This is a genomic window from Cupriavidus sp., assembly GCF_057315035.1.
In genome coordinates this window covers 42,488-67,498 of sequence record NZ_DBHKYV010000037.1, presented here as the reverse complement: position 1 = coordinate 67,498, position 25,011 = coordinate 42,488, and the positions used below count along the sequence as shown (strand labels likewise).

General features: G+C 63.7%; 19 protein-coding genes and 2 pseudogenes. 12 read left to right on the top strand and 9 right to left on the bottom strand.

The features are described 5' to 3' along the window. Positions 1 to 323 precede the first annotated feature (323 nt). The 6 genes from ACO550_RS31120 to ACO550_RS31095 are packed head-to-tail and all read left to right on the top strand — an operon-like array spanning position 324 to position 6,700. Entirely contained in the window at positions 324 to 746 is a 423-nt protein-coding gene (locus ACO550_RS31120; protein WP_315595722.1) for a type IV pilin protein, read from the top strand. 3 nt (positions 747 to 749) lie between these two features. Then, a complete protein-coding gene (locus tag ACO550_RS31115; RefSeq protein WP_315595721.1) occupies positions 750 to 1,247 on the top strand; it encodes a GspH/FimT family pseudopilin in 498 nt (165 codons plus the stop codon). Beyond that, a complete protein-coding gene (pilV, locus tag ACO550_RS31110; RefSeq protein WP_485995067.1) occupies positions 1,244 to 1,849 on the top strand; it encodes a type IV pilus modification protein PilV in 606 nt (201 codons plus the stop codon). Before ACO550_RS31115 ends, pilV begins: the two co-directional genes overlap by 4 nt. Then, complete coding sequence (locus ACO550_RS31105; protein ID WP_485995066.1) at positions 1,846 to 2,925, top strand: PilW family protein; 1,080 nt, start codon at positions 1,846 to 1,848, stop codon at positions 2,923 to 2,925. Before pilV ends, ACO550_RS31105 begins: the two co-directional genes overlap by 4 nt. Further along, positions 2,922 to 3,461, top strand: a complete 540-nt coding sequence (locus ACO550_RS31100) for a pilus assembly PilX N-terminal domain-containing protein (RefSeq protein WP_315595720.1) — start codon at positions 2,922 to 2,924, stop codon at positions 3,459 to 3,461. The genes ACO550_RS31105 and ACO550_RS31100 overlap by 4 nt, the downstream gene beginning before the upstream one ends. 41 nt (positions 3,462 to 3,502) lie before the next feature. Further along, on the top strand, positions 3,503 to 6,700 hold the full coding sequence (locus tag ACO550_RS31095) for a pilus assembly protein (protein WP_315595719.1): 3,198 nt from the start codon (positions 3,503 to 3,505) through the stop codon (positions 6,698 to 6,700). A 90-nt stretch (positions 6,701 to 6,790) separates the two neighbouring features. Here ACO550_RS31095 and ACO550_RS31090 read toward each other — a convergent pair whose 3' ends face one another. The 8 genes and pseudogenes from ACO550_RS31090 to ACO550_RS31055 form a co-directional block, all read right to left on the bottom strand. After that, on the bottom strand, positions 6,791 to 7,411 hold the full coding sequence (locus ACO550_RS31090) for an OmpA family protein (RefSeq protein ID WP_315595718.1): 621 nt from the start codon (positions 7,409 to 7,411) through the stop codon (positions 6,791 to 6,793). Between the two features lie 95 nt (positions 7,412 to 7,506). Then, positions 7,507 to 8,241, bottom strand: a complete 735-nt coding sequence (locus tag ACO550_RS31085) for a serine protease (RefSeq protein WP_315595717.1) — start codon at positions 8,239 to 8,241, stop codon at positions 7,507 to 7,509. After that, a complete protein-coding gene (locus ACO550_RS31080; RefSeq protein ID WP_315595716.1) occupies positions 8,242 to 8,730 on the bottom strand; it encodes an RT0821/Lpp0805 family surface protein in 489 nt (162 codons plus the stop codon). Between the two features lie 69 nt (positions 8,731 to 8,799). After that, a complete protein-coding gene (locus tag ACO550_RS31075) occupies positions 8,800 to 10,494 on the bottom strand; it encodes a serine/threonine-protein kinase (protein ID WP_315595715.1) in 1,695 nt (564 codons plus the stop codon). A 25-nt stretch (positions 10,495 to 10,519) separates the two neighbouring features. Further along, complete coding sequence (locus ACO550_RS31070) at positions 10,520 to 11,374, bottom strand: PP2C family protein-serine/threonine phosphatase (protein WP_315595714.1); 855 nt, start codon at positions 11,372 to 11,374, stop codon at positions 10,520 to 10,522. 13 nt (positions 11,375 to 11,387) lie between these two features. Beyond that, positions 11,388 to 13,019 carry a trypsin-like peptidase domain-containing protein gene (locus ACO550_RS31065; RefSeq protein ID WP_315595713.1) on the bottom strand — a complete coding sequence of 544 codons (1,632 nt, stop codon included), beginning with the start codon at positions 13,017 to 13,019 and terminating at the stop codon, positions 11,388 to 11,390. Positions 13,020 to 13,273: 254 nt separating this feature from the next. Next, positions 13,274 to 15,895 (bottom strand): annotated as a pseudogene (locus ACO550_RS31060) (autotransporter family protein); the annotation flags it as partial. A gap of 15 nt (positions 15,896 to 15,910) precedes the next feature. Continuing rightward, positions 15,911 to 16,204 (bottom strand): annotated as a pseudogene (locus tag ACO550_RS31055) (Ig-like domain-containing protein); the annotation flags it as partial. Positions 16,205 to 16,747: 543 nt separating this feature from the next. Here ACO550_RS31055 and ACO550_RS31050 point away from each other — a divergent pair. The 6 genes from ACO550_RS31050 (at position 16,748) to ACO550_RS31025 (ending at position 23,997) form a co-directional block, all read left to right on the top strand. Next, on the top strand, positions 16,748 to 17,137 hold the full coding sequence (locus ACO550_RS31050; protein WP_315595711.1) for a VOC family protein: 390 nt from the start codon (positions 16,748 to 16,750) through the stop codon (positions 17,135 to 17,137). 246 nt (positions 17,138 to 17,383) lie between these two features. Then, positions 17,384 to 18,670, top strand: a complete 1,287-nt coding sequence (locus ACO550_RS31045) for a Bcr/CflA family multidrug efflux MFS transporter (RefSeq protein ID WP_315595710.1) — start codon at positions 17,384 to 17,386, stop codon at positions 18,668 to 18,670. 323 nt (positions 18,671 to 18,993) lie between these two features. After that, the gene (locus tag ACO550_RS31040; RefSeq protein ID WP_315595709.1) at positions 18,994 to 19,896 is read left to right on the top strand and encodes an amidohydrolase family protein; all 903 of its coding nucleotides are present in this window, start codon (positions 18,994 to 18,996) and stop codon (positions 19,894 to 19,896) included. Positions 19,897 to 19,936: 40 nt separating this feature from the next. Beyond that, a complete protein-coding gene (locus tag ACO550_RS31035; protein ID WP_315595708.1) occupies positions 19,937 to 20,851 on the top strand; it encodes an amidohydrolase family protein in 915 nt (304 codons plus the stop codon). Between the two features lie 115 nt (positions 20,852 to 20,966). Then, positions 20,967 to 22,376 carry a UbiD family decarboxylase gene (locus ACO550_RS31030; protein ID WP_315595707.1) on the top strand — a complete coding sequence of 470 codons (1,410 nt, stop codon included), beginning with the start codon at positions 20,967 to 20,969 and terminating at the stop codon, positions 22,374 to 22,376. A gap of 220 nt (positions 22,377 to 22,596) precedes the next feature. Next, positions 22,597 to 23,997 (top strand): solute carrier family 23 protein, encoded by a 1,401-nt coding sequence (locus tag ACO550_RS31025; RefSeq protein WP_315595706.1) that lies wholly within the window; start codon positions 22,597 to 22,599, stop codon positions 23,995 to 23,997. Positions 23,998 to 24,018: 21 nt separating this feature from the next. Here the strand turns inward: ACO550_RS31025 and ACO550_RS31020 are convergent, their stop codons facing one another. Next, positions 24,019 to 24,936 (bottom strand): LysR substrate-binding domain-containing protein, encoded by a 918-nt coding sequence (locus tag ACO550_RS31020; RefSeq protein WP_315595705.1) that lies wholly within the window; start codon positions 24,934 to 24,936, stop codon positions 24,019 to 24,021. Positions 24,937 to 25,011 lie beyond the last annotated feature (75 nt).

Here is a 25,011-nt window from a genome sequence, read left to right as displayed (position 1 = left end):
CGAAGGCAGCCGCTGGAAGCTCATACGGGAAGTCTTGAGCAGGCTGCACCCTAGCAAGACTCGCTTAAGCCAACATTAACGCGTAGCTTTTGGGAACACTTTTTTTGCGTGACATTCAAGCGACTGATTTTTTCGCCACACTTCTGCCGGCACGACCCGCGCAGGCATTGAAGACGTTAAAAAATGACCCTAGACTGCCACGCATAACCGGCCGGGTCAGCCGGAAACAAGAAAGCACAGGAGCACACATGGGCCATCGAAGCCTGCTTGTGCGACATAGTCACGCCCATGTGCAAGCGGGCCGACTATTTCGGGTTAAAGGGATGCGCGGTCACGGCCGCGCGGGGTTCACGCTGATCGAGTTGATGGTCACGGTAGCGATCATCGGCATCGTCGCGGCATTCGCGTTGCCGAGCTATTCGCGTTACGTCACGCGCAGCAACCGTACCGCCGCCGAATCGTACATGCTCGAACTGGCCAGCATGCAGGAACGATTCCTGGTGGATAACCGCGCCTACGCGTCGAGTCTGTCCGCGCTCACGACCACGCCGGTCCCCGATAGCGTCTCCAGAAACTACACGATCTCGATCGCGCCCACGGCAGCGGCCACGCCGCCCGGCTATGTCATCACGGCCACGCCCTCCGGCAGCCAGGCAACTGGCGACACCTCATGCGGCACGCTCACGCTGAACAACACGGGCGACAAGACCGCTTCCGGAACCGCTGGCGTCAGCTGCTGGAGGTAGCCAATGGCCTTCCCACGATCCAACGTCGCGTCGACACGCGGCGTGCGCGGCGCGCGCGGCTTCACGCTGGTCGAGTTGATTGTCACGTTCATGGTGCTGGCAATCATCGCGACGGCCGCCGCGCCATCTTTCAGTGCGCTGATCACCTCGCAGCGCGTGCGCGGTGCGGCCGGCGACCTCGCCTCTTCGCTCACATTGCTGCGCAGCGAGGCGGTCAAGCGCAACGCTACGGTCACGATGACCACCGCCGGCACCGCGAGCAACTGGGCCGATGGCTGGGTCATCAGCGCCGGCACCGAGCGCGTGCGTGCCTACAGCGCATACAACGGCATCCAGATCACCACCGCCAGTGGCAATTCGCTGTCGATCGGCAATGACGGACGCCCCACGGGTGGGAGCATTGCATTCCAGGTAGCGCCGCTGACAGGATCGGCGTCGACACTTTGCGTGCAGGTCAGCGGTACCGGGCGCGTGAACACGGTTTCGGGAGCCTGCACATGAACTGTCGCCAACACGCGCCACGTGGCCGCCATGTGCACCGGCCAGCGTTCCGCAAACAAACGCACGGCGCCACGCTGATTGAAGTGCTGGTGTCGATCGTTATCGTACTCGTGGCGCTGCTCGGCACAGCCGGCATGATCGCCCGCTCGGGCCAGTCGGAAATGGAGTCGTATCAGCGCGGACAGGCTTTGACATTGCTGCAGGACATGGCCGCGCGCCTGAATGCGAATCGTCAGGTAGTGGGCTGCTACGCCAGCGGTAGCAGCATGACAGTCGCCGGTAGCACGACCGTGGCCCCGCCTTCCTGTACTGGTGCCAGCGATGCGCAGCGTGCAATGGTCGCGACGGATCTTGCCACATGGAGCGCGGCATTGCTGGGCAGCGCCGAAGTCCAGGGCAGCAACCGCGTGGGCGCGATGATCGGTGCCCTCGGCTGCATCGAGGCCATCGACGCCGCCAATCAGGTCTATCGCATCAGCGTGGCCTGGCAGGGACTGGCGCAAACCACCGCGCCAGCCTTGCCTTGCGGCCAGGGCGCATTCGGCAATGACGCCTACCGGCGCGCCATCAGCGTGGACGTGCGCATCGGAGTGTTGTCATGAAGCCGATACGTCAACCGGCACCCGCCCATGGCATCCGCCACACCCCTCGCCATCACAAGCGCCTCGACGCGCAATTGGGGGTGTCGCTGGTCGAACTGATGATCTCGATGATCCTGAGCCTGGTGCTGTTGATTGCCCTGGCCACGCTGTACTTCAATACATCGCGCGCGCAGAACGATTTCTCCAACAGCGGCGAGCAAATGGAAAACGGCCGCTATGTGCTAGACATGATGAGCCGTGAAATCGAACTGGCCGGGTTCTTCGGTCCGTCGTCGCTCGCGCGCAGCGCGGTCGCCTCGAGTCCGGATCTTTGTGCCACCAGTGCAGACGCACTGGGATTCTCTGCCTCGCCGGTGACCATGCCGGTGGGCCTGCTGGCGTTCGCGCCTGGCACCGTGGCGCCCTGCCTGCCAAACCTGTTGCCAACGTCCGAGATCGTTGCCATCCGTCGCGTCGGTACAACGCCCACCAATGCCGCCGTGGCGGGTACCGCGTACCTCCAGACGTCGTTCTGTGCCAGCGATACGGCCTCGCTTGCCTTCGGGGCCAGTGCGCCGGCCTTCACGCTGCGCACCAAGGCCTGCAACAACGCAGTACCCGCCGAACTGCGTCCGGCCGTGGTGACCATCTTCTACCTGGCCGGCTGCGACAAGTGCACCGGCAACGGCGACGGCCTGCCCACGCTGAAGATGGCCGAACTCGTCAATGGCGCGTTCAGGGTACAGCCGGTTGCCAACGGCATCGAGGACATGCACCTGAGCTATGGCGTCGACCTCGACAACAACGGCGCGCCGGACTGCTACGTCGACGATCCGGGTGTGGACAACAGCGCGCTGTGCACCGGCGTACCCACCTACGACTGGACCACAGCACTTGCCAACTGGCGCAACGTGACCGCGGTCCGTGTACAGGTGCTGGCGCGTACGGTCAAGCCATCGGCCGGCTGGACCGACCAGCGCACCTACGATGTGGGCCGTATGCAACCGGACGGCCCTTACAACGACGGCTACAAGCGCCACGTCTACGCGCAACTGGCCCGCATCGCGAACGTGGCGGGCCCAAGGGAATCCCAATGAAATCGCTCCGACGCCGCCAGGACGGCGCGACCCTGCTGGTCACGATGGTCTTCCTGGTGATTTTCCTGCTGATGACGATCGGGCTGGTCGGGTCCGGTGTCGTCAACACCAAGATCACCGCCAACCAGCAGCACGGCGTGGAAGCACGCCATGTGGCGCAGCAAGGCATCGAGCAGGTCATCAGCAAGGATTTCACCGCGGCACCCGCGGCCACGAGCGTTCCCGTCGACGTAAGCGGCGATGGCAAGACCGACTACACGGCCCAGGTGGCCGCACCGGTTTGCCAGGCCAGTACGGCACTGCGCAATAGCGACCTCGATACCACCAACGCCGACGACGTGTCGTGCTTCGTTGGCAACGGCAACAACGATACCGGCATCCTGACCGGCAGTGGCGCTGCCGGCGGCAATTCGCTTTGCAATGCCACGCAATGGGATGTCGCAGCCAATGTCAGCGACGCCGGCGTCACCAGCACCAGCGCCACGCTGCACCAGGGCATCTCCGTGCGCGTGCCATATGGCACCGCCTGCCCCTGATTCCCGTTCAACGAATTCCGCGTTCATCAGAAAGACCGATCATGCGAACATCCGCCCTTCGTTTCGCGCTTGTCAGTAGCATGGCAATCCTGACGGCGCTGCCGGCCATGGCCGAGGATATCGACCTCTACACCGGACTCCAGCCCAACGCCGGCAAACCGAATGTGCTGATTGTGCTCGACAACGCGTCGACATGGGATGCCGCGGCGACTTTCGACTGCAAGACCGCGGGCGTGGTGGGCAGCAACAACGTCGGCAAGGACGTGGGCGCCGAACAATGCGCGCTCTACGGCGCGGTATCGTCGATCAAGACCAGCGATACCCTGCTCGGCAACCTGAACCTCGGCATGATGATGTTCGGCACCGGGAGCAATGTGGGCGGCAAGATGCGCTTCCCTTCGGCAGCGCCTTACAAGCTGCCGCTGATGGACAAGACTGGCGTCGACAACTTCCTGACCTATATCAAGACGATCGACCGCCAGGCCGACAACTCGAACAATTCGCAGGTTGGCGGCTCGATGCAGGAAGCGTGGGCGTTCTATTCGGGCAACATCGGGTTGTCCGGCACCCAGTACACCACCCCGATCGACAACCCGTGCCAGCGCAACTTCGTCATCTACATCGCCAACGCGGTCAATAACGGCAAGCCGCAGGACACCGGTACCAAGGCCTACGATTCGCTCAAGAATGACGCCAAGGCCAGCACCACCCAGTTGCAGGAGATCGTGCTGCCTACCAGCGCGAACAAGTACCAGAGCAACTGGGGCGATGAATGGACGCGCTTCATGTACCAGACCGACGTGCTGAACAACGTCGACAACCGCCAGAACGTGACCACGTATACGATTGCGGTCACCGATGGCAAGAACCCCGACTATGTGCAGCTTGCCAGCAGCATGGGCACCAATGGCGGCGGCAAGGTCTACGTGGTGCAGCTTGGCGATGTGGCGGCGCTGACATCGGCGCTGCTGGCCATCTTCAACGAAGTGCAGGCCGTGAACAGTGTGTTCGCCTCGGTCAGTCTTCCGGCCTCGGTCAATGCGCAAGGGCAGTTCCTGAACCAGGTCTACGTGGGCATGTTCCGCCCCGACGCTACCGCCGCGCCGCGCTGGATGGGCAACCTGAAGCAGTACAAGGTCGGTTATGACGCCAAGGGCAAGCTGATCCTGCAGGACTCCACCGGCGCGGCGGCCATCAGTAACGCGGCAACGGGCTTCATCTCGCCGAACGCGGTCAGCTACTGGACGGCCGATCCGCCGGCCAGCTTTACCAGCAGCGGGTACGGCGCCAGCGTCACGAACTGGCCGAAAAAGGGCTATTGGCAGAATAGCCCTTCCAGCGCGGGATGGGCGCTCGATTCCCCCGATGGCGAAGTTGTCGAGAAAGGCGGCGTGGCCGAAAACATGCGCGTGCAGTGGCTGACCAGCCAGAGCGGACGCACGTTACTGACCTGCAATGGCGAGGGCAATTGCCCGGCTTCCGGCGCGCTGCCCTCGTTCGACAGCAGCAATAGCTGGCTTACCGGTACCGCCGGCCTGACCGCCATCAACAGCGGCAGCAATGGCGCGGCAACGATCTCCGCGACGGAACTGCCCAAGCTGATTGCCTGGGTACGCGGCCAGGACGAGGCCGCTGCCGACAACACCAGCATTGCTGGCGTGGAGGCCGAAGCCGGCCCGGGCTCGCCGGTGACGGTACGCTCATCGATCCATGCCGACGTGCTGCACTCGCGCCCCGCGGTGGTCAACTATGGCGGCAGCACGGGCGTGGTAGTGTTCTACGGCACCAACGATGGCGTATTCCACGCGGTCAACGGCAACCAGACGCAAGGCATTGGCGCGGTCCGGCCGGGCGGTGAACTGTGGGGTTTCATCGCGCCGGAATTCATCGGCAAGCTCGCGCGGCTTTACACGAACTCGCCCGAAGTCCAACTCTCCACCACGCCGTCGGGCATCTCGCCCGCACCGCAACCACGCGACTATTTCTTCGATGGCAGCACTACGGTGATGCAGGACATGCGCGATCCGGCCAATCCGCGCATCCTGCTGTACCTGACCGCACGACGCGGCGGCCGCATGGTCTACGCGCTGGACGTTACCAATCCTGCCGTCCCACGCTTTGTCTGGAAGCGAACCAACACGGATATCGCCGAACTGGGGCAGACATGGTCGCAACCCAAGGTCATGCGGGTGCGCGGCTACAGCAACCCGGTGGTCGTGATGGGCGCCGGCTACGACACCGCCGAAGACAGCGATCCTGCCCCAGGCACCAATACGATGGGCCGCGGCGTGATCGTGTTCGATGCCTACACGGGCAATATCGTCTGGTCGGTGCAACCGTCGTGCAGCGGTGTCAGCGGCACGTGCCTGGCGGTGCCGACGATGACGCGCGCGATCCCGTCGGACGTCACGGCACTTGACCGCAACGGCGACGGCTATGCCGAGCGGCTTTATGTGGGCGATGTCGGCGGCAATATCTGGCGTGCGGATTTCGAAACCACGGCCGGCAACGCACCCGCCAACTGGACCGTCACGCGGCTGGCCACGCTTGGCGGCGCCGCCAGCACCAACAACGCGCGCAAGTTCTTCTATCCGCCGGACGTGGTGTCGACGCGCACCTACGATGCCGTGTCGATCGGATCGGGCGATCGCGAGCATCCGCTCTACTCGGCCTCTACCACGCCAGGCACAGCCTATAACGTGATCAACCGGCTCTACATGGTCAGGGACCTCAACATCAATGGCGTGCCGGCAACCTGGACGCCGCTGACCGAGGGCAGCCTGTTCGATGCCACATCGGGGCAGTACGATGGTTCGCGCTACGGCTTCTACATCACGTTGACGCACCCGGGCGAGAAGGCCGTCAATGCGCCACTGACCGTCGCGGGTTACACGACCGTCGGCACCAACACGCCATCGGTACCGGTCGCCGGCATGTGCTATCCGAACCTGGGTACGGCGCGCAGCTATTCGTACAGCTTCCTGACGGCCAAGGGCCAGAACGACAACCGCTACGTGATTCTCGACGGCGGCGGCTTCCCGCCCTCTTCGGTATTTGGAATGGTCGTCGTCGACAGCGGTGGGCAGAGCACGGTGGTGCCCGTGCTGCTGGGCGGCGGCAATCAGACCAGCAGCGGCGGTGGCGACGACACGTCGGGCCTGGGCGTCCAGAAGATCAAGATCGCCGGTGTGGGCAAGCGCAAGCGGACGTACTGGTATTCCGAGACGGACAAGAAGTAACGGCAATGAATCGGCTTCGCCTGGAGCGACAATGCTCCAGGGCGACGGATCATCGGCAACCCGATATGGCCGAGCAGGTCGCGATGGCCTCTACGGCTGGGTGGACTGCACAGTGACGATGGTCACACGGCGATTTTCAGGCGCGGTGGGATTCTGTACGTTCAAGGGTTCGGCCGAGCCCTTCCCCACCGGCGTCAGGCGGATCGAGGGCACGCCGCCTTCGACGGTCAGGTACTCCACCACCGCCTGGGCGCGGCTTTCCGATAGTTTCAGATTGGCTGGCGCGGACCCACGCGGATCGGCGTGGCCTTCCACGCGGAAGCGATAGGGCGAAAGCTGGCTCGACTTCAAGGCGCGCGCCACCTTGTCGAGCGCCACGCGCGCGCTGCGCGTCAGCTTCACCGAGTTGCTGGTGAACGTGATCAGGAGGTTTGCAGACGCGGCCGTCGTCGTCGGCCCCGCGCTGCTATCGGGCATGGCGGTGCTGTCGCGCACCTGGATGCCCAGCGTCTCGGTCCGGGCGGCGGGCTCGTTCGCGGTGGGTTCGTTTGGCAATGCAGTATGCGGAACCAGCGCGTTGGTGATCGCCTGCTCGCTGATGTCTTCCTCTTTGATGAGGTTGCCGCCCGCGCGGGATACCGGCGCTGCACAGAGAAGGCAAAGTGCCAGTAGCAGGATACTGGGCCGGAATGTCAGAGTGACGTGTGCCATGTCGATACTCTCCTGTCACGGCGTCCTGCGCGACCGACGCGGCGCAGGCCTCCAATTGAGTGTAGGTGCGCGGGCGCGCCGTCGGTACCCGCCTGTCATTCCACGCACTGGACCAGCGCCGACACTTGCCGCAACGCCGTGTCCGGGTCCTTATCCGCCGCGTGCGTTGCTGGCTGGCCTGGCAGGGAATGCGCCGCCAGGAACTGCGCAAGATCCGCGGCCGGCACCGCAACGCCGAGATCGGGCTTCTTCTCGTACCGGCCCACAACCATGCCGAGCAGGCCGCCCTTCGCATCGACGACCGGCCCGCCGCTGTTGCCTGCGTACAGTGCGGCACGCAGCACCAGAAGCCGGTGTCCCTTCGGCTGGGCATTGCCATGCAAATGGCCGCGTGTCATCACCGGCACCAGCGGCGAAGAAGGCGTGATGCCGAACGCGATCGTGTAGATCGGCGCGCCCTGGCGCGCGCTCCGCGCGACCGGTCGCGCGACAGCGGTCACGGCCTGCTGCGTTGCGAGCAGCGCCAGATCGCGGCGGTCATCCGTCGCGACAAGCGATACCGGAAGGCGCTTGCCATCGCTAGCCCAGACCTCGATCCGGCGGCATCCACGAACCACGTGCGCGCTGGTGAGCATCTCCCCCGCCAGCGTGACGAAAAACGCCGTGCCGCTGCGCTGCATGCCGTCCCGTCCTCTTTCCCCGGCTGGTTCGCCGCCATGCCCCGCCGCCATGCTGACGGCAACTCCGCTGCCGAATTCGAGCACCGCGCCGAGCACCACGCACGACAGCACCACGTACCGCCTCCGTTCCATGTCCGACGACCTCGGCATTCACTTCTGGTTGGCCAACTCCCACTCGCCGTTGGCGTTACGGCATGCGCGCGATGTCTGTTCGTACGACTTGCCGTCCTTCACATACGTCTCCGTGAAATCGCGGCACGTCCTGGCGCTCGCCGATTTCGAGTACCCGCTGAGCGGCTTGATCGAACCGGAGTTGCCCGTCTTCGCGTTGTGCCAGGTCTGGGGCTTGTTGTTTTCCGAGGTCTGCAACGCCTGCCTCAGTGCGGCTTCCCGCGCCGCCCGGTCGCGGTCGTCCATGACTTTGCCAATGATGCCTCCCAGCAGCGCGCCTGCCAGCCCGCCCACGACAATGGCCCCCGCGTTGCCCTTGCCGGCCACACCACCCACCAGCGCCCCGGCGCCTGCGCCCATGAGTGCACCCGACGTGGTCTTGTCCATGCCGCCCAGGTTCATCGAGCCATCCTGCGCACATCCCGCGACCATCGCACCTGCCGCGCTCAGGCAGGCAATTGACGACATCCACGCTTTCATTGGAATTCCCCTCCCCTTGTCAGGTGACACCGCCTCTCCCACTCTCCCTCTCTCCCACTACGTTGCCCACACGCCGAGCCGCGCGCGCCGCGCTTGCTGCTCCGCGTCGGCATACGGCGCGGGCGCCCCGGCCCGCGTGCGCGCCCATCCGCTGCGCAGGGCGTGCTCCGCAATGTCCTCGCCGTTGGCGAAGCACTGGAACGCCTTGCCCTTCGCGAAGCACTGAAGCTGGTTGCCCTTGTCCTTCAAATAGCGCTGCATTGCCTTGGCCGGCTTGCCGTCCTCGCCGACGATGGAGAACAGGTTGACGATTTTTCCCGACACGATCAGCGCTCCGGAATCGAGCACCTGCCCAACGCTGCCTTCCAGGTCGGGCGGCGATGGAGTCGCCGGTGCCGGGGGCTGTGGGACCAGCGAGATCGGCGGTAGATTGACCGGTACCTCTTCCGCCGGCGGCTGGGGCGAAGGGGCCGGCTGTGCCGGGACGCTCGCCACGGTCGGCTTCGGAGCAGATTCGGGCTGACGCATCATCACCCACGCCAACGCGCCTGCGAACAAGACGAGACCGGTGCCAGCCGCACCGACCACCATGAGGCGCGAGCGGGCCGGCGCGCGTGGCGGACTGGCCGTGGTATTGGCGGTAACCGGCCGAACGGCGGTGGGAGATGGCGGCATATCGATCCTTGCCGTCGTCGTGCGGGCGATCGGCGCAGAAGCAGGCGCAGAAGCAGCCGATAGCGTGGTGGAGCGCGCAAACAACGGCGTGACATGATGCCCCGCCTCATGCGGTGCCGTCGCCGCCCTATCCACCGTATCCGCCGCATCGCCCTGCCCGGTCGCTCTTACCGTCGTATGCGGCGGTGCAACGCGAGTGGCCCGCAATTCGTGCGTCAGGAATGACTGCCAGACGCCCTCGCGCACGATATCCGGCGCATCGGCCAGCAAGGCCGATGCCCCCAGCGCGCGGCCAAGGTCCTCCACCGTCTCGAACCTGTCCTCGGGCGCTTTGGACAGAGCCCGCATCAGCGCTGCCTCGACCACCGGGTCGAGATCTCCGCACAGCGGCGCCAGCGGCGGGGGCACAGTTTCCACCTGGGCGCGGATCAGTTCGTAGTCGCTGGTCGCGTTGAACGGCAGCCGCCCGGACAGCATTTCGTAGAGGACCGTCGCCAGGCTGTACTGGTCGCTCCGACCATCGCCCTCGTTGCCGCGCAACTGTTCCGGCGACGCGTAGGCGAGCGTGCCCACCACATCGCCCTGCCGCGTCAGGCGTTGCGAGCCCTGGATGCGGGCGATGCCGAAGTCCATGATCTTCAGCGTACCGCCCTCGGTCAACATAAGGTTCGACGGTTTGATGTCGCGGTGGATCACGCCCATCCGGTGCGCGTAGCGCAGGCCCATCACTGCCTGGATGACGACGGCGAGGCTGTCCCGTACCGGGAGGTTCCCGAGGCGCTCAAGCATGGTCTCCAGCGTATGGCCACGCACGAGTTCCATCACCATGCACACGGTGTCGCCATCGCGGAACAGCGCGTACAGGGTCGTGATATTGGGATGGTTGAGCCGGGCGAGGCTGGTGGCCTCGGCGCGGAAGCGTTCGAGAAAGCCCTTGTCGAGGCTCAGTTCGGGGCGCAAGGTCTTGATGGCGACTTCGCGCTCGAGTTCAGTATCGAACGCGCCATACACCTCGCCGATGCCGCCACGTCCCAGCAGGGTGCGGATCTCGTAGTGGCCGATTTGCCGTGGCGACATGGCGACTCCACCTTGCGCGTGATGGTCAGACGGCGCGCGTTTCGCGCGTGGTGCGGATCGACTGGTCCGACCGCGCGGCATGCGGTTGGGCCTCGAAGCCGCAGATGGCGACCGTCGCGTTATCCGCTCCGCCCGCCTCGCGTGCCAGTTCCACCAGTTTTCGGCACGCATCGACGGGCGCATGCGAGCTGACTACCGATGCCAGCATCGCAGGGTCGATCTGGTCGCTGATGCCGTCAGTACACAGTACGAGCAGGTCGCCATGCAGCAGCGGCATGCCTTGCGGCGATACGGCAGGCTGGAAATCCCTGGTGCCCAGCACGCGCTCCAGCACGTGCCGCTGGGGATGCCGACGCGCCTGCTCTTCCGTCAGCAGCCCATCGCGCACCATCGTGGCGACCATCGAATCGTCCTGCGTCAGTTGTTGGAAACCTGTGCCGCGGAGCAGATAGATGCGGCTATCCCCCACGTGCGCCACATAGGCCCTGTCGTCGACAATCGCCACTACGCTGCACGTGGTGCCCATGCCTTTGCAGGCAGGATCGGCGCCGGCCCGCTCGCAGATGGCGTCATTGGCGGCTACCAGCGCGGCGGCCAGCGCTTCAGGCGGCGGCCCGGCGCTCGCGTAGTACGCATGAAGCACCGTCCGCAGCGCGATCTGGCTGGCGACCTCGCCGGCCGCGTGCCCACCCATGCCGTCGGCCACGATAGCCAGCGCGCCGGCGACCGCGAGTGGGTCGTCGTCGCGCGGGATCATGCAGCCGACCGCGTCTTCGTTGTGCGGGCGCACGCAGCCGGTGTCGCTCTGCATCGCGCACGCCAGCCGCAGGCGCGAGACGCGTGGCAAGTCTGGCGGCGTGGAGGTGTCCAAGGCGCTCATGGCCGGCATAGCGTCAGTTCAGAAGCAACTCAAGCCCGTACTTGATCGGGACCGCGAACGTGACACGCTCGTCACCGATGGACCGGGAATATGTGAACAGGCCGATCACTTTGCCGTCGCGGTCGAATACCGGGCCACCACTGTTGCCATGGCCGGTCGCGGTCACCGTAAGCTGGTAAACGTCGCCGAGCGTATCGAAGGTCTGCACGTTGTTCTCTGTCTTCACCGTGTCGCCCACCTTGGCGATGATGCCCTCCGTCACAGTCGGTTGCGGAACGAGCTCGACGAGGCTCGTGATGTTGCCGCCTTCGCTCGACTGGATGACTGCATGCTTTTCCTCTGAAATTCCTGGATAGCCAAGCACGGTCACCCGCTCGCCCACGCTCGGGCGCGAGCCGACCGACGCGAGGTTGATGGTCGGCAGCTTGCGCGAGGTATCGACCTTGATCTGTGCGACGTCGGCCTCGGCGGATGACTTCACGAGGCGCGCCTCCACGCTCGCGCGCGTATCCGGAAACCGCACCGACAGCGTCTGGTTGCGCCCATCCAGCATGGCGAGCGACATCGTCCCGACGCCCATCCCGCCCGGCGCCGCAAAGTTCGGCCGGATCATCCGCACCGGATGCTCGAAGTCCCATCCACGCAGGCTACGGAAGGCCCGCGGATTGATGCGGGACATGCTGAAGTCACCCTGCCCCGCTGTCGTGATCTTGATGAGGATGCCGCCCTTCGCGTCGAAGTCCATGAAATCCGGCACCCTCCATCCCTGGGCGACGTGCTTGTTCGTCAGGATAAAGCCCTGGTCTTTCACCACGAAGCCGCTGCCGCGCCCGCTTACTTCGATCGGAATACCGCGGTGATCGTCGTCATCGGTGGTGAGCCAGCGCTGGACCGGGCCATTGTCGATCTGAAGGAAGCAAGGCAGGCGCAGGTTGTCCACGACGCAGATGCGTTGGTAAACCTGTCGTCCGGTGTTTTTGTCGACAATATGCCAGCGCGCTTCCACTACTACGGTGGCGGGACCGAACTCCGCGGCGATGGCTTGCGGGCTTTTGCCGATGAACCCGCCGAAATGGACGAAGGCCGCAATTGCGATCGCCACGATGGCGACCGACACGCCTGCGCCGATCAGCACCTTGTGGCTGATCGAACGCCGCTCCGTCTCCATCATCCGCAGGACGGTTTCCTTGCCCACATGATGGGCGTCGTGATTGCGGCTAGCGGTATCCGTTTCCGGTTCCCGCGCCATCACACGCGTGCCCGCCAGCTCTTTGGCGTTGACGAGCCGCGTCTCGGCGAGAACCGGTGCCGGCCGGGGTTCGAGGTCGAAGGTCAGGCGCGGTCCGCCCTCGCCCAGTTCGATGGTGTCGCCCGGCGCCAGCAGCGCTTCACCGCTGGCAGGATGGCCATTGTGGAACGTACCGTTGCTGCTGCCAAGATCGACCAGGAGGAAGCGCGGCGGATTCTCCTTCCCGATGCGGATGGCCGCATGCCGGCGGCTCACCAGATCGTCGCGCTGCGGGTCAAAGACGACGGCGGCGGCGGGATCCCGGCCGAGGATCAGCTCGTCGAACGCCTCGGCTTCGAACTGCTCGATCTGGTGCGCCTTGGATCCGGAGAGATGCGTGAGGACAATGCGAGTCATGCCGGTCTCCCACCAGGTTGCGGGTCAGGAGACACAAAAACGCCATCCCCTCCGGGCAGCGCCGGACGAAGGCATGGTGTGGACAACACAGCCGATCGACAATCCATTGCACCCCCTGCACTGGAGCAGGTTCCCCCGGGTGCCCGAACCGCGCGAGTTGTGCGCGAAATGTGATGCTGAGGTGGTTCCTCTGCAGAAAAGTATAGGTAATGTCTCCGGTGACTGCGAGCCGCCGCACCGCGACAAAGCTGCGATCAAAATGGCGCCGCCAGCGTCAGTCTCACTCCCTGCTGCAGCCCGCTCATGCCGAGCATCACGTTGTAGTCCAATCCGAACGTAACCGTCTTCGTTCGCATCTTTCCGCCCAACCACACCTGGAAGCGATCTCGGCCAAACGGCGAGCCCTTCACACTGTAGACCTGGCCGACGCCCAGCAGATCGGCGTACGACAGGTTGGCCGCGCTCTGCCCCTCGAAATCGTGCTGATACTCGACGCGAGCAAACGGCGTGAACATGCCCCAGCGGGTCGGCTGCGTGTATTCGCTGCGCAAGCCAAGCGACCCTGACACACTCGTCACCGATTGCCCGAAGTACGTCAGCGAATTGATGCCGGCACCCGATTCGGTGAAAGTATCGAGTTTGCTTGCGGCAACCAGCACGCGGCCATAGGGTGAGATCAGCCAGCGTGCATCGCGATGTTCATAGCCTGATGAAAGCGAGGCAAACCACTGGTGTCCGTCGCGCTTGCCACTGGCAAAGGCGGCCTCATCCACTGCCCAGCGGCGCGAATCAAAGCTCAGTACGCCGTACCCTGCAACGCCATCGACAAAGTAGGATGGCGCGGGTCGATAGCTACCGTACAGCGCCACGCTGAACGCGTCCGCATTGCTGTGCGTCCCGGATGAGCCGATGTCGGTCGCGTCATGCCCGTAGCCCATTCCAACGCCGGCGGTGAACTGATCCGACACGCGATAGTCCGCGCCGGCGGTCACGCCGCCGGTGGTAAACCGGAATCCCGAACGCTGTGCTGCCACATTGGCAAAACCGAAATCGACCGTACCGGCAGTCCAGAATGCGAGGCGGGTGTCGTCGGCGCTGCCGGCCCGCGCATTGTCCGTAGTCGGCAGATCGGGTAGATCTTGCGGGGCATTGCCCCTCGGCTCGTCTGCCGATGCGGCGGCACCGGGTTGCGTGGCACTGGTGCGACGATTCCTTGCCGCGCCGCGTTGGCACTCGTCGCGCGCCACCAGGCCATCCACGCCCTGGCAGGCACGCGGGTCCACGCCATCGACGCGCGGCAGCGCCACGTTCAGCGTGTTGCTGAATGCCGGTCGGCCCTTGCCGTGCAACTGCTCCAGGCGCTGGTTGTAATTGCTGATTTGCGCGGCGGCAAAGCGGCGCGCCGCCTGGATTTGCGCGTTGATCAATCCAGCGACATCGGGGTCTGTCGACGGGTCGCGGCGCGCGGCCACGATCACCTGGAGTTCGGCGGGCAGCGAGGTCGCCACGGCGTTGCTGATCGTGTATGTAATCACGGCAGTGCCCGCGAATGCAGCGGCCGGCGTGAACGTGACAACGAAGTCGCTGCCAGGCGTTCCGCCAATCGTATTCGCCGATGCCACGGTCTTCGGCGCGATACGGCTCAACCGCGCCTCCCCTGCATACTCGGGTACGACCGACACGATGGCGGCGCCTGTGAATGGCCCGCCGGTTGCATTCTCGGTAATGTTAACCGTGGCCACTTTGCCAGCCGAGGCGCTGGCTTGCGCCGAAGCCACCGGAACCGGCACTGCGGCCACGTTCACCGTGATCTGGACCGGTGCCGACTGGCCCGCGGCATTCAGCAGTGCGTACGTAAATGTGATGGCCCCGGAGGACGTCGATGCCGGGGTATAGACGATATCCAGCCCCTGGACCGCAACGGTCCCGCTGGCAGGCGGCGCCACGATAACGACGCTGGTGAATGGGCCATTGGTAGCATTTGCCGCGGCATGAATCGTCACTGGTGTGTTCTGATTCGTGCCTACGATCACCGCCGGTGCGGTTGGAATGCCCTGCCCCGTGCTCAACGAGAACGCACGTGTGGCACTGAACGGCGCGCCTGTGCCGGTACTGCTGTCAGTCACCTGGATCGTGAAAGTACTATTACCGGATGCCGTCGGTGTACCGCTGATCACTCCGGTGGCGGTACTCAAAGTCAAGCCAACTGGCAGCGTTCCTGCGCTAACGGCATAGGTGTATGGCGCCACGCCGCCCGTTGCTGTCAGCGTCTGGCTGTACGCAACGCCGACACCCGGTGCCGGCAGCGTCGCCGGTGACAGCGACAGCGTTGCGGCCGAAACGGTCAGCGTGTAGTTGCGTGAGCTCGAGAACGGCCCCAAGCCACCGCTGCTGTCCGTCGCGGTGACCGTCAAGTTGAAGCTGCCTACAGCGGTTGGCGTGCCACTGAGTACGCCGCCCGCCGACAGTGTCATGCCTGCCGGGAGCGTACCGGCGGTGATTGCGTAGGTATAGGGTGCGGTGCCGCCCGAGGCGGTGATGGTCTGGCTATAGGCCAATGCCACGCCGGCGGTGGGCAACGTGGTGGTCAAGAAGCTAATGGTGGGTGCCGCCACAGTGACGCCATAAGCCTGACTACCGGTGAAGCCATTGCCGTCAGTGGTCGTGATCGTGAAGTTGAAGTTTCCCGCTGCAGCAGGCGTGCCGGTGATGGCGCCACTGCTCGCATTGAGCGACAGGCCCGTTGGCAGCACGCCAGCGGTGACGGCAAACGTATATGCCGCCGCGCCGCCGCCACCCGTCAAGGTCTGAGCATATGCAACGCCCGCGGTGGGATTGGGTAACGTGGCCGGAGCGACCGTAATGGTTGGGGCGGTCACAGTGATACTTGCAGTGGCTGTCGCAGAGGTGCCCCCGCCATTGGCCGCACTGTAGGTGAAACTGTCCACTCCGTAGTAGCCAGCCGCAGGCGTATAGCGAATGCTCGTTCCGGAAGCTGTGGCGGTACCATGGCTAGCGCCGGACACCACGGCCACCGAGGTTGCCGTGCCCGTGATCGATAGTGTCACGTTGTTGTTGGAACTGTTGGCGGCAACCGTCGTCGCCGTGTTGGCAACGGTGGGTGCGGTGAGTGCGCCGGTACAGCGGATCGCAACCGTGCCAATGTGCGTTCCCGTTGCGATCATGAGGCTCAGGCCAGTGGCAGTCAGTTGGCTTGACGTGATGGTCAAGGAATGCAGGCCACTGACTTTCGAGCTACTGTAATAGACGTAGCCATACAGGTTCGTCGTGGCGGCATCCTGGACCAACACGTAGTCACTCGCGAAGGGCGGTATGGTCGCCGTATCTCCACCATCGTCGGTGTAGGACACGGTTACCGTGTCACCACTGGCGAACGAGGCAGCCGGGAAGCTGTTATTGTAAGAGACGGTATCCAGCGAGCCAAGCGCAGAACAGCCGGCGGACATGGCATGCGCTGTAGCAATACCAAGAGGTAGTTGCACTGCCAACAAAACCAACAAGCAAAAAAGAAGCCGGCCAAATGCCAAACTGACCGCCGAGATTGCGCTGCGCAACGTACCCTCCGATATCAAACTGCTCAAGTACGGAAGTACCGCACCGCTTTCCGCTATATATCGGCAGAATGTGGGAGTTCTTGTGCGGCGATCGCACCCTGCCTAAGGAGGGAGCCGGCGGTCTTTGGCGCCACATTTCGCGAGGATAAGAACATGGGCGTACAGCTAAACCACACCATCGTCTGGTGCAGCGACAAGCAGAAATCCGCAAGTTTCCTCGTGGAGCTGCTGGAACTCGCAACGCCAGTTGCGTTCGGCCAGATGCTGGTTGTCCAGCTGGACAACGCAGTCTCGCTCGACTTCTTCGAAAGCAACGACGCGATTTCCATGCAGCACTATGCGTTTCTGATCGGCGAGGATAAGTTCGATCGCGTCTTCACCCGTATTCGGGACAAGGGGCTTCAATACTGGGCCGATCCCGGCAAGCAACGTGCCGGTGAAACCTATTCGCACAACGGCGGACGGGGATTGTATTTCGACGATCCCGACGGCCATCTTCTTGAGGTCATGACTCGTCCTTACAAGATTGGCAGTGCTTCGTAGCGGGTGCGTCACGGCCATGCGTGGAAGGTTGTGCCCTACCCTGAGAGCGGGCTGAAATTTATGCTGCATCAGGCGCTTTTAACTGAGGCAATCCATCCGACGTCTTCGGACGGCCCACGCCGACGCGATTCATGAATGCAGCTCAAGACTGCATGCGTAAATGGCCGCTTAATCTCAAGGTCGACAGTCCGTAGCATTGGGGGTTTCGAGTTGACGCGCTTGACCCGCGCGCGCGCAGAACACCAGATGATCGCCCCCCAGTCATCCCCGACCCCGCTTCGCGCAGGAAACCCCGAGGCAAGCCTGCGCATGATGCTGATACTCAGTGCACTGATGTCGTTCGCCTCGGTATCGACCGACATGTATCTACCCGCGCTGCCCACTATCAGCCGCGTCATGCATGCGAATCCAGCCAGCCTGCAACTGACATTCTCCGCATTCCTGATCGGGTTCAGCGTTGGTCAACTTGTGTGGGGCCCCATTGGAGACCGTCATGGCCGGCGCTTGCCGATTGCCATCGGCCTGGTCCTGTTCATTATCGGCTCGGCGGGATGCGCCATGTCAGTGAACGTCTGGCAGATGATGGGATGGCGTGTGGTCCAGGCCTTGGGCGCCTGTGTTGGCCCAGTGCTGGCACGGGCGATGGTCCGCGACCTGTACGCACGGGATGACGCGGCACGTGTGTTGTCGACGCTGATTCTGATCATGGGCGTGGCGCCGCTTCTGGGCCCCTTGCTCGGTAGCCAGATCCTGGCATGGTGGTCCTGGCAGGCCATCTTCTGGAGCCTGGCTATCGTCGGCTTGCTGACACTGCTAGCAATACGCGCTTTACCCGAAACACTGCCAATCGATCGCAGGACGACCGCACCGATGCGCCATATCATGCGGGACTATGTCGCGCTCATCAGCGATCCACGCTTGATCGGCTATGCCTTCTCTGGGGGATTTTTCTACGCTGGCGCGTATACGTTCGTTGTCGCGACGCCGTTTGCCTATATCGACTACTACCATGTCAGCCCACGCACCTACGGACTACTGTTTGGCGTGAACATTGTCGGCATGATGGCCGCCAATTTCCTTAACGCGCGGTTGCTGAAGCGATTTGGCAGCGAGCGTCTGTTTCACCTTGGTACCTGGGTATTGGCGGTTTCGGGCATCGTCCTCGCGCTTGACGCACGCTACGGTTGGGGTGGCCTGACGGGACTGGTCCTGCCGATCTTCGTGTACATGTCCATGAACGGCCTGATCGTTGCCAACTCCGTTGCTGGCGCGCTCGCGGCGTTTCCCCACAAGGCCGGATCGGCATCGTCGGTAGTGGGCGCCATGCACTATGGCAGCGGCATCCTGAGTGCGGCCATGGTTGGCTGGTTTTCAGACGGCACGCCCTGGACCATGGCTTGGATCATGGGTGCAGCCGGCATTGGCAGTCTGGTCACGTCGCTGTTGTCCCGGCACCTGGCGGCGCGACCTCGCCCTGAAATGGGAGGATTGCCACAGCCCTGCTCAAGACGATGTACCGATTCCATCGGCTAATCGGTTGCCAGTCCCCACGCGGCGTGCGATGGCCTGGCCGATAGCGATGCAACAGGCGGGCCAGATCAGATCTATCCGAACATGGATTCTCCACCAGTTTCTTGCACCGCACCACAACTCACGCTTGACGCGCACGAACGCGACGCTATATAAACAACGCGTGGGTAGAAGCGGTCGATTGAACAGCAGCGGCGCAATGCCGCGAGGTTCATCTGGAGATTGCTCACTGACGGAGTTCCTGTCAGTGATGTCATGACCAGACCGGTCCCACTTCCCTGACACGACTCCAAGTCTTTCACCAGAGTCATCGTTAGGGGATCTCAATGATCATCGACACCAGTTGTTATCCGACCAACCTGGTCGACCTGGCCTGGCGGCACGACGGCGATCCGTTTACCGGCGAGCGCCTGATCCAGATGATGGACGGGCCGTTCACGATCAATGGCAAGCCGCGCCGCATCGACAAGGCATTCATCCAGCCGCCGCAAGGCAACACGATCTATACGTACACCGATGGTGTGCGTTCCGGGTCCGAGTCGATCGACGCCTACATGGCGTACACGCGCGAGATGGTGGAAAAGTATCCGGACCGCTTTATCGGCTGCTTTGTCTACAACCCGCGCTGTGGCGTGGAAAACGGCGTCAACGCGATCGAGCACTATGTGAAGCGGCTGGGCTTCAAGATGGTCCAGTTCCAGGCCAACATGCATGCGTACCGTCCGGACCGTGCACTGGACTGGCTGCGCCCCGCGCTGCAGAAGTGTGCGGAGCTGGGCGTGATGGTCAAGCTGCATACCGGCGACGGCCCGTACAGCATTCCCACCGAATGGGTGCCGATGATCAAGGAGTTCCCGACGGTGAACTTCATCATGGCGCATTTCGGCGTGCAGACCGGTGGTGTGTATTGCTTCGAGCCATTCCAGATGGCCATGGACATGCCCAATGTCTATTGCGAATCGGGCTGGTGCCTGCAGTCGCGCATCGTCGAGTTTGCGAAGGTGCTGCCCAAACACAAGATCCTGTTCGGCTCCGATACGCCGCCCAACGAGCCCGGCATGTGGCTGCGCTTGCTGGAGGTGCTCTGCTTCGAACCGCCGCAGGGCCTCAATCTCGATGAAGACACGCTCGAGGACTACCTCGGCAATAACGTCGCCCGCATGATCGGCCTCGAACCGACGCCGGTGCCGCGCACGCTCGAAGAAGCGAAGGCGCGCCTGGCGGCATGAGCACGGCCCGATCAACGAGATTCAGACGGAGCATACCAACATGATTATCGATACCCACCTGCACCCCACCAACCTCGTCGACGAGGCCTGGCGGCATACGGGCGAGCCCTTCACCGGCGAACGCCTGCTCAAGATGATGGACGGCCCCTACATGATCAACGGCAAGCCGCGCCGTATCGACATGGGCTTTATCCAGCCGCCGCCGGGCAATACCGGTTATCGGGACGGCAACCGGCGTGGCCGCGAAGGCATCCGCGACTATATGGCCTACGTGGCCAGCCTGTGCCAGAAGTATCCGGACCGCTTTATCGGCAACTTCACGTTCAATCCGCGCTGGGGTCCGGAAGAAGGCGCGCAGGAGCTGGAATTCCACGTGAAGGAGTACGGCTTCAAGATGTTGAAGCTGCACGCCAACATGCATGGCTACCGGCCCGACCGCGCGCTGGACTGGCTGCGCCCGGCGATGAAGGTCTGCGCCAAGTACAACATCGTGGTGCTGATCCATACCGGCGACGGTCCGTACACGATTCCGACGATGTTCTATCCGGTGATCCGCGAGTTCCCGATGGTCAATTTCATCATTGGGCACTTTGGCATCCAGACCGGTGGCAACTACTCGTTCGAGGCGTTCTGGATGGCCATGGATACGCCCAACGTGTACTGCGAATCGGGCTGGTGCTTCCAGTCGCGCATCGTCGAATTCGCGCGCCAGCTGCCGCGCGACAAGATCGTGTTCGGTACCGATACGCCGCCCAATGAGCCGGGCATGTGGCTGCGCGAACTGGAAATGCTGTGCGGCCCCGCGCCGCAGGGCATGGATCTGGATGAGGACGGCCTGGAAGACTATATGGGCAACAACATCGCCCGTCTGGTCGGTATCGAAACCACGGCGCCGCCCAAGACCCACGAAGAGGCCCAGGCACGTCTGAAGGATACGTACGCCAGCACGCGCTGATTCGCGCGCCGCCGCACCCTTCCCGTCTGGTCACGCACGGATGCTGCCGCCACTTGGCGGCGCGCCGTGCGCGGCAACGGTATCCCGTTGGTATTACCCCAAGCGGAGCCATGCCATGACTGCCTCATCTGCAAGCCTGCCGGCGTTCGACGACACGTCGCAGGATTTCCACGTATTTCTTGCCGCGTATCGCGCGGCGTTTCCCGACGATGTACTGACCGTGCGCGAGCCCGTCACGGCCAACCAGGAACCCACCGCGCTGGTCTGGACGCTGGCCGCGCAAAACCGCCACCCCGTATTGGTTTTCGACGACGTAGCTGGTCTGGGCACGCCACTGGTGACCAACCTGTTTGCGTCGCGCGAACGTGTGGGCCGCATGCTTGGTGGCGTAGCGCCGGCAGGCATCCACGCCGAGTATCAGGCGCGCAGCCGTCGGCAGATGGCGCCGCGCGTGCTGGAATCTGGCGCGGTCACCGGCATCGTGCAGGAACAGGTGGACCTGACCACCTTGCCGGCGATTCGGCACTTTGCCACCGATCGCGGGCCGTATATCACCAACGCGATCCTGATTGCCGAAGACCACGAACTTGGTTTCGGCAATGCCAGTTATCACCGTTCGATGCTGCACTCGCCGAGCGAGATTGCCACCAGCCTGCATTCGCGCGGCCATCTGTGGCGCATGTACCAGCGCGCCGTCGAACAAGGCAAGCCGCTGCCCGTGGCCATGGTGATTGGCGCGCATCCGCTGTTCATGCTGGCCGGCGCGGCGCGCCTGCCGTATGGCGTGGACGAGCGTCATGTGGCCAGCGGCCTGTTCGGCGCACCGCTTGAAGTCGTACGCACGCCGCGCTATGGCATTGCAGTGCCTGCCCATGCGGAAATCGTGCTCGAAGGGGTGCTCGATCCCACCGCGCGCGTGGAGGAAGGCCCGTTCGGTGAGTTCACGGGATATTCGTCCGACCGTTCGACCAACAACCTGCTGCGCGTGGAAACCGTGATGCGGCGCTCCGACGCATGGCTGGTCGACGTCGTTGGCGGCAACTCGGCGGAGCACCTGAACCTGGGCCGGATTCCACGCGAATCCGAGATGGTGGAAAAGCTGATGGAGCGCTTCCCGTCCGTCACCGCGGTGCACTATCCATCTTCCGGCACGCATTTCCATGCCTACGTGGCGCTGCGCCAGTCGCGGCCCGGCGAGGCGCGCCAGGTCATGCTGGGCCTGCTCGGCTGGGACCCCTACCTGAAGACCGTAGTGGCCGTGGACCACGACGTGGACATCACGCGCGACGAACAGGTGCTGTGGGCCATTGCCACGCATCTGCAACCGCATCTCGATGTGGTGGTGGTCGATGGCCTGCCCGGCAGCGCGCTGGACCCTTCCGCATCAGGCGTGGGTACCACGTCGCGGATGGGGCTGGACGCCACGCGCGGGCCCGGCTTCGACGGCATCCGGGCGCAAATCGACGACGACGCCATGGCACGCGCGGCAGCGCTGCTGGCGCGCATCGATACGGGAAAACACTGAGTCGTACGCAATCGAACCAGCGCCGGATGCCATTGATCGGCAGAGCCGATCGATTAATCCATGCGCCCCATTTACCCAATGTCCGGTGGCTGGCATGCTGCCCTGACAACCATACGCAGGTAGCGGAAACGTGGCATCAGACCACGGGGGGCGGCAACTGCAGCGTCCTCTTCCAGCCAGCCATGCGGGCAGTTCCGGCCTGGATGATGAAGGAGACAGCATGATCCCCCAACCCACTCCGCATGGTTCGCATGGGAAAGATCCCGTGCATCCGGTCGATGAAGTTCTTCCGCCGTTGCGTCTGGCCGCGCTTGGCCTGCAACACGTTCTTGTAATGTATTCAGGCGCGATTGCGGTGCCGCTGATCATTGGCGGCGCCTTGCACCTTCCCAAGGACCAGATCGCCTTCCTGATCGCCGCCGATCTGTTCTGCTGCGGGCTGGTAACGATGTTCCAGAGCATTGGCGTCTGGAAGATCGGTATCCGCCTGCCCGTGATGATGGGCGTCACGTTCACTGCCATTGCACCGATCATTGCCACCGGATCGAATCCGTCGCTCGGGTTGCCCGCCGTATTCGGGGCGGTGATGGTGGCCGGCGTGTTCACGTTCCTGGCCGCGCCTTATGTAAGCAGGCTAATCCGCTGGTTTCCGCCGGTCGTGACCGGTACCGTGGTGCTGATCATCGGCATTTCGCTGATGCGAGTCGGCGTGAACTGGGCGGCCGGCGGCAACCCGATGCTCAACACACCTACGGGTCCGGTGCCGAACCCCGCGTACGGATTGCCGATCCACCTCGGCATCGCGGCCATCGTGCTGCTGACGGTGCTGTGCATGATTGCGTTCTTCAAGGGGTTTCTCTGCAATGTCGCGGTCCTGGTCGGCATCACGGTCGGCTTCGTAATCGCAGTGGCGCTTGGCAAGGTGACCTTTGCCGGCGTGCATGCGGCGGACTGGGTGGCGTTGATCACGCCGTTCCACTTTGGCTGGCCCACGTTCGACCTGATGACGTCGGTTACGCTGTGCGTGGTGATGGTGGTGATCATGATCGAGGGTGTGGGTCAGTTCCTGGCGCTCGGTGAAATCGTCGGCAAGCCGGTCACGCCCGACGACCTTGCGCGTGGCCTGCGCGCGGATGGCGTTGGCGCGCTGGTCGGCGCGGTGTTCAACACCTTCACCTATACGTCGTACGCGCAGAACGTGGGGCTGGTGCAGGTGACTGGCGTGCGCAGCCGCTGGGTGTGCGCCACGGCGGGCGGCATGCTGATCGTGCTCGGCTGCCTGCCCAAGCTGGCGTTCTTTGCCGCATCGATTCCGCAATACGTGCTGGGCGGCGCGGCGCTGGTGATGTTCGGCATGGTGGCCGCCACCGGCGTACGCATCCTGGGTCATGTGGATTTCATTGAGAACAAGAAGAACGCCTATATCGTCGCGGTCAGCGTGGCGCTGGGGATGATTCCGCTGGTGGCCGACCGCTTCTTCCTGCAACTCCCTGAACTGGCCGCCAAGTTCTGCCAGAACGGCATCCTGCTGGGCACGCTATGCGCGGTACTGCTGAACGTGCTGTTCAATGTGCGTAGTTCGCAAGAGGCGCCGCAAATGCTGACCAAGAAGGCGGCCTGACCGGCGCATGCCGGCCGGTCGCTACTTGCCGAGATCGCTCCGATGCCGCATCAGCAGGTCCCGGAACGATTGCGCGGGCGGCGACAGCGACCGGTCCGCATGCGTAAGCAATGAGATTTCCCGCTCGATCACTGGGTCCTGCGGCATGACGGTCACCAGCCCGAGCGCCGAGGTCAGCCGCGTTACCGCGGTGCTCATGACCGCGATGCCCAGCCCCGCATCGACCATGCCGACCATCGTCAGCGGCAGGAAGACTTCGTGAACCCGAGACAACGTGATGCCCCGCTTTGCCAGCGCCGCATCGAGGCAATCGCGGATCGGGTTGCCCCGGTGCGGACCGATCACCGGTAGCCGGGCCACGTCTTCCCATGTCAGGTTGCGCCGACGTGCCAGCGGATGACTGGGCGGCATGACGATCACGAACGCATCGGTGGACAGGCGATGCGCGGCCAGGTCAGGTTGGCCTTCGGGGATCGTGCCAATGCCGAAATCCACTTCGCCGGCGCTGACCATGCGCGGCACCTCGTCCTCGGCTACGTCGTGCAGTTCGACCTTCACGCCCGGATGGCCCACGCAGTATTCGCGGATAAAGCGCGGCAGCATCAGCGCGGCCTGGATCGATGACGCGGCGATGGATACGCGTCCACGCCCCAGTGTGCGCAGCTCGGCGGAGCTGTCCAGCACGCTGTCGATATCGCTGACGGCCTTCTTGACCATCGGCAGCAACTCGGCACCGGCCTGCGTGATCTGCATCAGCCGCGTGTGGCGATCGAACAGCTTGAGGCCCAGGTTTGCCTCGAGTTCGTGAATCAGCGCGCTCACGGAAGACTGCGACAAGTTGAGCTTCTCGGCGGCGCGCGTGAAATGACGTTCCTCCGCCACGGCGATAAACGCGCGCAACTGGCGCAGTGAAACGTTCATGTTGCTGGTGTTGGGCATGTCTCCCCCTGCTCTGTCGTGTATTCATGGCAGTCGATTCAGAGGGTAACACGATCAATAAATCCGGTTATGGGG